The sequence below is a fragment of the Micromonospora sp. NPDC049662 genome, assembly GCF_040675055.1.
Lineage (GTDB): Bacteria > Actinomycetota > Actinomycetes > Mycobacteriales > Micromonosporaceae > Micromonospora.
In genome coordinates this window covers 1-8,407 of sequence record NZ_JBFAOC010000103.1, presented here as the reverse complement: position 1 = coordinate 8,407, position 8,407 = coordinate 1, and the positions used below count along the sequence as shown (strand labels likewise).

Below are 8,407 nucleotides of genomic sequence, written 5' to 3'. Positions count from 1 at the left end.
TTTATATCATGGTCCCCCCCCCTTTCGCGTTGGGGTAGTTGGTGAAAGGAGTTCAGACCGGGGGCGAGGCGGGCCGAGGGCGGCTGGGGGCCGGCCGGGGGCGGGCTGAGGGCGGGAGGGGGCGGGTGGGGGTGGGGGTGGGGGGTAGGGGGGCGCCGGCCCTTCCGGGATGGGAGGGCCGGCGCTCTTGTGCTGCGTGCGTCAGTTGTTCGGCTCGTCGGCGCTGATGTCGGCCAGCACCGACTGCGGCTCACGCTCGACCGCTAGGTCGCCCATCGAGACCAGGCCGATCAGGCGGCCCTCGTCGACCACCGGCAGCCGGCGTACGGCGTAGGTACGCATCAGGTCAGCGGCGGACACCGCGTCGTCGTACTGGCTCACCGTGATCACATCGCGGCTGGTGATCTGGTTCAGCCGGGTCGAGCCCGGGTCCATGTTCTCCGCGACACCCCGGACCGTGATGTCCCGGTCCGTGACGATACCGACGACACTGTCGCCATCGGTCACCACCACGTCACCAATGGCGCTGTCGCGCATCTCCTGCGCGGCGGCGATCAGCGTGTCGTTGCCGTCCATCGTCACCAACCGGGTCGTCATGAACTCTCCGACCGTTGTCATGGTGCTCCCCTCTCGGTGTCGGCACGGCCCGTCTACCCGCCGCTCCGCAGGGGGTAACACCATCGGTCGACCGGCTATCCGGGTGGCCGACGCAGGCGGCACGGACAGCAGAGACCACTGCTGGTCAGGGTGTAGAACATCGGCAGCAGCGGGAAGGTGCCGCGGGGCAGCGAGCCTCGGCGACGCCGCCTACCGTGGACGAGGTGCTGACGGGTGAGCGTGAGCTGCGGGAGCTGATCGGCGGCAACGCCTGGCTGACCCGGGCACTGACCGTGGTCCGCGACTCCGGCCTACCCGACGCCTGGATCGGCGCGGGCGCCCTGCGCGACCTGGTCTGGGGCGAGCGGTACGGCGACGGGTTCGACCCGACGGCCGTCCGTGACGTGGACGTGGTCTTCTTCGACCCGGCGAGGTTGTCCCGCGAGGACGACCAGCGGGCCACCGACCGTCTGGTCGCCGCCTGGTCGGCTGCACCGTGGCAGGCGCGCAACCAGGCGGCGGTACACACCTGGTACGCCTCGAAGTTTGGCGGTGACCCGATCGCGCCGTACCGGAGCGTCGCCGAGGCGGTGGCCACCTGGCCGGAGTACGCCACGGCCGTGGCCGTGCGCCTGGCGGCGGGTGGTGAGCTGGAGGTCTGCGCCCCGTACGGCCTCGCGGACCTGCTCGGCGGGGTGTGGCGGCACAACCCGGCCCGGGTGGACGTCGCGCGGTCCCGACAGCGGCTGGCCCGTCACCGGCCCGCGCATCGCTGGCCCGGGGTGACCGTGGTCGAGCCGGGCTGAGCCGGCAGCCGCCGGCGATCCCTCAGGAGCGGGGCGGTATCCCGTACATCCGCTCCACGTGCAGGCGCAGCACCAGCCGCTGCTCGGCAACCATGGCGCTGCGGTATTCGGCCCAGTCCGGGTGCTCGCCGCGCAACGACCGGTAGAGCCCGACCAGTTCCTCGACCGTGGCGTCCTCGACGTCGGCCGCCGTGGCGGTCAGCTCGGCACGCCCCTCGACGACCGTGTACGCCCAGCCGTCCTCGCTGCTGACGTGGAAGCTGGCGCGCGGGTCCCGACGGAGGTTGGCGGTCTTGGCCCGGCCGTCGGTGACGGATACCCGGATCAGGCCGGCAGCGGGATCGAACGAGTAGACCACCGTGGACAGCTGCGGTCGCCCGTCACGTTTGATGGTGGCGAGAACGCCCATCGAACGACCGGCGACCAGGTCGGTCAACGCCTGCTGGTTGGGGTTCTCCGGCACAACTTCCTCCAGGTGGCGCGGTCGGCTTCGTCCATCCAAACACGACCGGCACGGTCCCGCTCCCGATGTGCCGGCGCTCATCACCGACTGCGGGCCCGGACCGTGACCGGCCGGGCCCGCAGGGGACGGTGATCCTCAGCGCCGTTCGGCGGCGACCAACTCGGCGAGCTGTACGGCGTTGAGCGCCGCGCCCTTGCGCAGGTTGTCGTTGGAGCAGAACAGCGCCAGCCCGTACTCGACGGTCTCGTCGGCGCGGATGCGACCCACGTAGGTCGGGTCCTGCCCGGCGGCCTGCAACGGCGTCGGCACGGCGGTGAGCGCGACGCCGGGCGCGTCGGCCAGCAGCTCGTGGGCCCGCTGCGGCGTGATCGGCCGCGCGAAGCGGGCGTTGATCTGCAGCGAGTGGCCGGTGAAGACCGGCACCCGGACGCAGGTGCCGGACACCTTGAGGTCGGGGATCTCCAGGATCTTGCGACTCTCGTTGCGGAGCTTCTGCTCCTCGTCGGTCTCGAACGAGCCGTCGTCGACGATCGAGCCGGCCAGCGGCAGCACGTTGAAGGCGATCGGCTCGGCGAACGAGCGCGGCGCGGGGAACTCCACGGCCGACCCGTCGAAGGCCAGAGCCGAGGCGTGCTCGGCGACCTTGCGGACCTGCTCGTCCAGTTCGGCGACGCCGGCCAGCCCGGCGCCGGAGACCGCCTGGTACGTCGAGATGACCAGGCCGATCAGACCGGCCTCGGCGTGCAGCGGGCGCAGCACCGGCATCGCGGCCATCGTCGTGCAGTTGGGGTTAGCGATGATGCCCTTCGGGCGGTCGGCCGCGGCGTGTGGGTTGACCTCGGCTACCACCAGTGGCACCAGCGGGTCCATCCGGAACGCCGACGAGTTGTCGATCACCACGGCGCCGGCCTCGGCGACCCGGGGAGCCAACTCCCTGGCCGTGCCCTTACCGGCCGAGAAGAGCACGATGTCCAGCCCGGAGTAGTCCGCCGTCGCGGCGTCCTCGACGGTCACCTCCTCGTCGCGCCACGGCAACGTACGCCCCGCGGAACGCGCCGAGGCGAACAATCGCACCTGCTCCGCGGGGAACTCCCGCTCCGCCAGCACCTGCCGCATCACGCCACCGACCTGGCCGGTGGCCCCCACAATGCCGATCCTCATGCCCCGGAGGCTACCCACCCCACCCCCGAAACCGGGACCCCTTTCCCACCTCCCGGGTCCCACCTCACACCGGACCGCGCCCGGCATGTTGATCAAGAGGTTTGCGTCAGGAAGCGCGTGCAATCCGACGCAAACCTCTTGATCAACGCGTCTACAGCAGGTGTAGGTCTCCTAGGGCTGCGGACTCCAGGTCTTCTCGGATCACTGCCGCGTCGCCCTCGACCACCAGGGTCAGCGCGTCGGTGTGCAGGTGAGTGGCCGCTGCCGCCGACACCTGGTCCACGTCGGCGTTGAGCAGTTCCTCGCGCAGCCGGGCGTGGTAGTCGTCCGGCAGGTCGTGCACCACGAGCGTGGTCAGCGCCGACGCGATCGCCCGAGGGCTCTGCAACTCGACCGAGAGCTGCCCGGCCCGCCAGGAACGGGCCACCGCCAGCTCGTCCTCGGTCACGCCGTCCGCCTGCGTACGGGCGATCTCGCCCACCGCCTCGACCAGGGCCGGCGTGGTGACCGCGGTCTGCACGCCCGAGCTGACCGCGAACCGGCCGAACCGGCGGGACGAGGCGAACTCGCCCCGGATGCCGTACGTATATCCGCGCACCTCGCGGATGAGGTGGTTGAGCCGGGAGGTGAACGCCCCGCCGAGGACCGTGCCGGCGAGGGTCATCGGTACGTGGTCGGGGTGCGCCCGGTGCGGCGACGGGTGACCGAGCCGCAGCGTGGACTGCACCGAGCCCGGCCGGTCCACCAGGATGATCCGCCGGCCGGCGCGCAGCGGCACCTCGACCGGACCGCCGCGCTCGGCCGGACCGCCTCCGGTGCCGGCGAACGCCGCGGCCGCCAGCGCGTCCAGGTCGATCCGGTCCAGGTCACCGGCGACGACCAGGGTGCCGGGCCGCAGGAACCACTCGGAGTGGAAGACGGTGATGTCCTCCACGTCCAGGGCGGCCACCGAGTCCGGGTCGCCGTACATCGGTCGTCCCCACCGCGTGTCGGCGCCGAACAGGTCGGCGCGCAGCGCGGCGTCGGCGCGCGGACCGGGGTTGGCCCAGTCCATGCGCAGCGCGTTCGCCTCGTCGTCGCGGACCCGCCGCACGTCGGCCGGGTCGAGCCGGGGCGTCCGGACGGCCTCGGCGAGCAGTTCCACGGCGGCGGTCAACCGGTCCACCGGGACCTGCACGCTGACCTGGAACGAGTCCCAGTCCAGCCCGGTCACCAGTTCGGTGCCCAACGCCTCGATGGCCAGCGCGTACGCGGTGGCGTCCCGCTGCGCGGTGCCCTCCTCCATGGCCTTGGCGAGGACGCCGCCCAGGCCCTCCTTACCGGCCAGCTCGCGGCCGGCGCCCGCGTCGAGCAACAGCAGCGCGACGGCGAGGTTCTGCCCGGGCAGGTGCGCGGCGACCACCTGCCCGCCGCCTACCGCGCGGCGGACCACCGGCGGGAACCGGTACGGGCGAGCGGCACCCGGGCCGGGACGGTCGGTGATCAGCGTCATGCGGTCTCCTCGGGCACGTAGGTCAGGGTCACCCGGTCGGCGGCGCCGAGCACCTCGGCGGCCGTCTCGGCGATCTGCTCGGCGGTCACGGCGAGCCAGGCGGGCAGCCGGTCGGCGGCCCGGGCAGGGTCGCCGAACTGGGTGGCGTACCGGCCGAGCGTGTCCGCGCGGCCGTCCACCGTCGACATCTGCCGCCACCACGCGGTGCTCAGCAGCGCCTTGGCCCGGTCCAGTTCGGCGGCGGTGACCGGCACGGTGGCCAGCTCGTCGACGACCTCGGCGAGCCCTTCGGTCAGCCGTTCGGCGCTCACCCCGGGCCGGGCCGTGGCGGTGGCGATCAGCGGCGCGGGCGCGTGCGCGAGGTCCACCCCGTACGCGCCGACCAGGTCGGGTTGGGCGATCCGCTCGCCGTCGGCGAGCCGCTGGTAGAGCCGACTGCCCCGACCACTGCCGAGGACCGTGGCGAGGACGGTGAGCACGTCGTACCCGGGGGTGCCGAACGGGTGGCCGCGGTGCGCGACGTAGACGCGCGGCGCGGGCACGTCGGCGCTCACCGTCTCCACGGCGGGCTGCCCGGTCGCCGGGACGCTGCGGCCGTCCGGGGCGGCGGGGATGTCGTCGCGGGCGGGCAACGCGCCGAAGTACTTGTCGGCCAGCGCGAACACCTCGGCGGCCGTGGCGTCGCCGACGACGGTGAGCACCGCGTTGTTCGGCGCGTAGTACATCTCGTGGAACGCCTGGAAGGTCGCGAGGTCGGCGGCGTTCAGGTCGGCCATGGAACCGATCGTCGAGTGGTGGTACGGGTGCCCCGGCGGGTAGAGCAGCGGCAGCAGCCGCAGCCAGGCGTCCCCGTACGGGACGTTCTCGTAGCGCTGCCGGCGCTCGTTCTTGACCACCTCGCGCTGGTTGTCCAGCGTCTCCTGGGTGAGCGCCGGGACGAGCCCGCCCATCCGGTCGGCCTCCAGCCAGAGCGCCAACTCCAGGTGTTCGGCCGGGACCGTCTCGAAGTAGTTCGTCCGGTCCGGGTTGGTGGTGGCGTTCAGCGAGCCGCCGGAGCCCTGGATCAGCTTCATGTGTTCGGTCTTCGCCACGTTCACCGAGCCCTCGAACATGAGGTGTTCGAAGAGATGGGCGAAGCCGGTCTGCCCGGCCGGCTCGTGCCGGGATCCGACGTCGTACCAGAGGTTGACGGCCACCGCGGGCGCGGTGCGATCCTCGCTCACCACCACACGCAGGCCGTTGTCCAGTCGGGACGTCTCGATGGGCCAGGGGTAACCACTGTCGGGCATGGCACGACGCTATCCGATCTCGCGGACGGAAAGGTGACGTGCGGTGCGTCGGCGAGCCGACCCACCCGCCCGCATCGAGTCCGCCGCTCGGGGTACCGCAGGGGGTATGACCCGACCGACCCCACGCCGCGCCGCCCGCGCCGTCGAACGCGCGAGCGCCGCGCTCGGCCGCCTGCGCCGCGGCCGGTTGCTGCATCCGGCGGGCGCGTCGTTCTCCGCCCTGGTGACGATCTGGGGTACGCCCGGACCGCCCGTCGGGGTCGGCCTCCTGGACGACCCCGGTGAGTACGCGGGCACGGTCCGCCTGTCCCGGGGGACGCCGACGCCGGGCGGGTGGCCGGACGTGCTGGGTTTGGCCCTGCGCGTGCACTCCGGCCAGGGGCGTCCGTTCGACCTGCTGGTCAGCTCCAGCGGGGCGGCTTCGGTGCTGCGGAACCTGCCACTGCCCCGCCGGGGGTTCTCCGGGACGTACAGCACGATCATGGGCTATCGCGCGGGTCGTCGCCGACTCTGGTTGGCCGCGTTGGCCGACCCGGAGGCCGTCGACCTCGGTCGTACCCTGTCCGCCGTCACGGCCGCGGCCCGGACGGACGCGCCGCGCCTGGTGCTCGCGGTCGCGTCCGCCGTGGGGCCGTGGCGGCCGGTCGGCCAGGTCGGCATCGGCGTCCCGCTGGACGCCCGCCAGGACGCCGCGCTCGCGTTCGACCCGGTGCGCAACCTGCCGGCCGGCCTGCGGGCGGCCGGTCCGCTCGGCTGGCTGCGCGAGCAGACCTACCGGGGGTCACGCCGGGCCCGCGGCGCGACGGTTCAGTCCGGCGGCTCGACGGCCACCACGGTCTGACCCGAGGTGCGCCGTTCCAGCACCGTGTCGGGGGCCGCGTTCTGGTCCGCCTCGCGCAGGTCCGATTCGGCGAGGATGGCCTCCGCCTGCGCCTGCGGATCGTCACTGCCCGCGGCGACCTCCTCGGGAAGGAGGTGGTGGGCGCGGGACTCCGCCCGCTCCTGATCGCTCTGCTCGTCAGTCATGGCACCCCTGTTACCCCGGGCCCGACCTTCGCACGCGGTGTTCACGCCGCATCCTGGGACGAGGGACGGGCGAGCCCGGCCCGGTCGGGTAGGCTGGCCCGGTGATGAGGACGTATCCATGGTTTAGGCAGCCGGCTGGCACGCCGGTGACTTCACCATGATCTGACGTCACCACGGACCGAGCCGGCCGGGCAGGAGCTGTCGTTCCCGCCCCTCTGCGTACGAGCAGCCGGCTCGTCCCGGGCACCGGCCCCGGGCACGGTCGGCGAAAGGATGCCCACCGTGACGACCCCGGAGACCGATCGGGTCAGCGACCAGCGGATCGACCGCGTCGTGCCGCTGACCACACCCGCCCTGCTGCACCACGAGTTGCCCCTGGACGCCCCGCTCGCCGCGGCCGTGTTGAACGACCGCCGCGCGGTGAGCCGCGTTCTCGACCGCGAGGACGACCGCCTGCTGGTGGTGGTCGGCCCGTGCTCGGTGCACGACCCGGCCGCCGCGCTGGAGTACGCCGAGCGCCTGCGCGCCGCCGCCGACCGGCTCGCCGACGACCTGCTCATCGTCATGCGGGTCTACTTCGAGAAACCCCGCTCGACGGTCGGCTGGAAGGGTCTGATCAACGACCCCGGGCTGGACGGCAGCGGCGACGTCAACACCGGCCTGCGTCGAGCCCGTGCGCTGCTGCTCGACGTCCTGCGCCTCGGCCTGCCGGTGGGCTGCGAGTTCCTCGACCCGATCACCCCGCAGTACATCGCCGACACGGTGGGCTGGGGCGCGATCGGCGCCCGCACCGTGGAGAGCCAGGTGCACCGGCAGCTCGCCTCCGGCCTGTCCATGCCGATCGGCATGAAGAACCGCCCCGACGGCAGCATCGGCACGGCCGTGGACGCGATCCGCGCCGCGGGAGTGCCGCACGTGTTCCCGGGCATCGACTTCTCGGGCACCCCCGCGATCATGCACACGCGGGGGAACACCGACGGTCACCTGGTGCTCCGTGGCGGCGGCGGTCGATCCAACTACGACGCGGCGTCGGTGGCGGGGGCGCTCGACCTGCTCCGGGCCGCCGGGCTGCCCGAGCGTCTGGTGATCGACGCCAGCCACGCCAACAGCGGCAAGGACCACCGCAACCAACCACTGGTCGCCGCCGACGTGGCCGCCCAACTGGCCGCCGGCCAGCGCGGAATCACCGGCGTGATGCTGGAGTCGTTCCTCCTGCCCGGCCGGCAGGACCTCGATCCCACCCGCGAGCTGGTGTACGGCCGTTCGGTGACGGACGCCTGCCTCGGCTGGGACGACACCGCCGAGGTGCTCGCCGCACTGGCCACCGCCGTGCGCGCGCGCCGGGCCACCCTGCCCACCGCCGCCTGAGGGTGTGACGGCCGGCACTGCGGTGCGCGGAACACGAGTGGGTGCGGCCTGGTTAACTGAGGTGTCGGTGTGCTCAGTGTCCCCGGGCCTCACCTAAATAGCCCTCGCGGAATACCGTTCGGCTGGAGCCGCGTCGCGCCACTCGCCGAGAGGCGACCTGCACACCGACACCGGCGCCGCCCCCGGCTCACGAGGCCGGGGGCGG

General features: G+C 72.9%; 9 protein-coding genes. 3 read left to right on the top strand and 6 right to left on the bottom strand.

The genetic code is table 11. From position 1 onward, the window contains the following. Window positions 1–201: 201 nt before the first annotated feature. Complete coding sequence (locus tag AB0J36_RS34005) at window positions 202–618, bottom strand: CBS domain-containing protein (protein ID WP_355052239.1); 417 nt, start codon at window positions 616–618, stop codon at window positions 202–204. Between the two features lie 203 nt (window positions 619–821). On the opposite strand from AB0J36_RS34005, the gene AB0J36_RS34000 reads away from it, so the two are divergent. Beyond that, a complete protein-coding gene (locus AB0J36_RS34000; RefSeq protein WP_363661576.1) occupies window positions 822–1,403 on the top strand; it encodes a nucleotidyltransferase family protein in 582 nt (193 codons plus the stop codon). 22 nt (window positions 1,404–1,425) lie between these two features. Here the strand turns inward: AB0J36_RS34000 and AB0J36_RS33995 are convergent, their stop codons facing one another. The 4 genes from AB0J36_RS33995 to AB0J36_RS33980 all read right to left on the bottom strand — a co-directional run bounded on the left by AB0J36_RS33995 (window position 1,426) and on the right by AB0J36_RS33980 (window position 5,808). Beyond that, on the bottom strand, window positions 1,426–1,866 hold the full coding sequence (locus AB0J36_RS33995) for a PPOX class F420-dependent oxidoreductase (RefSeq protein WP_357134800.1): 441 nt from the start codon (window positions 1,864–1,866) through the stop codon (window positions 1,426–1,428). A 135-nt stretch (window positions 1,867–2,001) separates the two neighbouring features. Next, window positions 2,002–3,027, bottom strand: a complete 1,026-nt coding sequence (locus tag AB0J36_RS33990) for an aspartate-semialdehyde dehydrogenase (RefSeq protein WP_357174697.1) — start codon at window positions 3,025–3,027, stop codon at window positions 2,002–2,004. A 151-nt stretch (window positions 3,028–3,178) separates the two neighbouring features. Then, a complete protein-coding gene (locus AB0J36_RS33985; protein WP_363661575.1) occupies window positions 3,179–4,519 on the bottom strand; it encodes a pitrilysin family protein in 1,341 nt (446 codons plus the stop codon). Then, window positions 4,516–5,808 (bottom strand): pitrilysin family protein, encoded by a 1,293-nt coding sequence (locus AB0J36_RS33980; RefSeq protein WP_357134795.1) that lies wholly within the window; start codon window positions 5,806–5,808, stop codon window positions 4,516–4,518. Before AB0J36_RS33980 ends, AB0J36_RS33985 begins: the two co-directional genes overlap by 4 nt. 106 nt (window positions 5,809–5,914) lie before the next feature. On the opposite strand from AB0J36_RS33980, the gene AB0J36_RS33975 reads away from it, so the two are divergent. Next, window positions 5,915–6,649 carry a phosphodiesterase gene (locus AB0J36_RS33975; protein WP_363661574.1) on the top strand — a complete coding sequence of 245 codons (735 nt, stop codon included), beginning with the start codon at window positions 5,915–5,917 and terminating at the stop codon, window positions 6,647–6,649. Here the strand turns inward: AB0J36_RS33975 and AB0J36_RS33970 are convergent. Next, window positions 6,616–6,834 (bottom strand): hypothetical protein, encoded by a 219-nt coding sequence (locus tag AB0J36_RS33970; RefSeq protein ID WP_363661573.1) that lies wholly within the window; start codon window positions 6,832–6,834, stop codon window positions 6,616–6,618. The two genes, AB0J36_RS33975 and AB0J36_RS33970, sit on opposite strands and share 34 nt — an antisense overlap. A gap of 273 nt (window positions 6,835–7,107) precedes the next feature. Between AB0J36_RS33970 and AB0J36_RS33965 the strand changes: the two genes are divergently transcribed. After that, a complete protein-coding gene (locus AB0J36_RS33965) occupies window positions 7,108–8,202 on the top strand; it encodes a 3-deoxy-7-phosphoheptulonate synthase (RefSeq protein ID WP_363661572.1) in 1,095 nt (364 codons plus the stop codon). Window positions 8,203–8,407 lie beyond the last annotated feature (205 nt).

Excerpts from the sequence above, each read along its gene's own strand:
- AB0J36_RS34005 (WP_355052239.1), bottom strand. The coding sequence starts at position 618 with ATGACAACGGTCGGAGAGTTCATGACGACCCGGTTGGTGACGATGGAC.
- AB0J36_RS33990 (WP_357174697.1), bottom strand. The coding sequence starts at position 3,027 with ATGAGGATCGGCATTGTGGGGGCCACCGGCCAGGTCGGTGGCGTGATG.
- AB0J36_RS33985 (WP_363661575.1), bottom strand. The coding sequence starts at position 4,519 with ATGACGCTGATCACCGACCGTCCCGGCCCGGGTGCCGCTCGCCCGTAC.
- AB0J36_RS33980 (WP_357134795.1), bottom strand. The coding sequence starts at position 5,808 with ATGCCCGACAGTGGTTACCCCTGGCCCATCGAGACGTCCCGACTGGAC.
- AB0J36_RS33975 (WP_363661574.1), top strand. The coding sequence starts at position 5,915 with ATGACCCGACCGACCCCACGCCGCGCCGCCCGCGCCGTCGAACGCGCG.
- AB0J36_RS33970 (WP_363661573.1), bottom strand. The coding sequence starts at position 6,834 with ATGACTGACGAGCAGAGCGATCAGGAGCGGGCGGAGTCCCGCGCCCAC.
- AB0J36_RS33965 (WP_363661572.1), top strand. The coding sequence starts at position 7,108 with ATGCCCACCGTGACGACCCCGGAGACCGATCGGGTCAGCGACCAGCGG.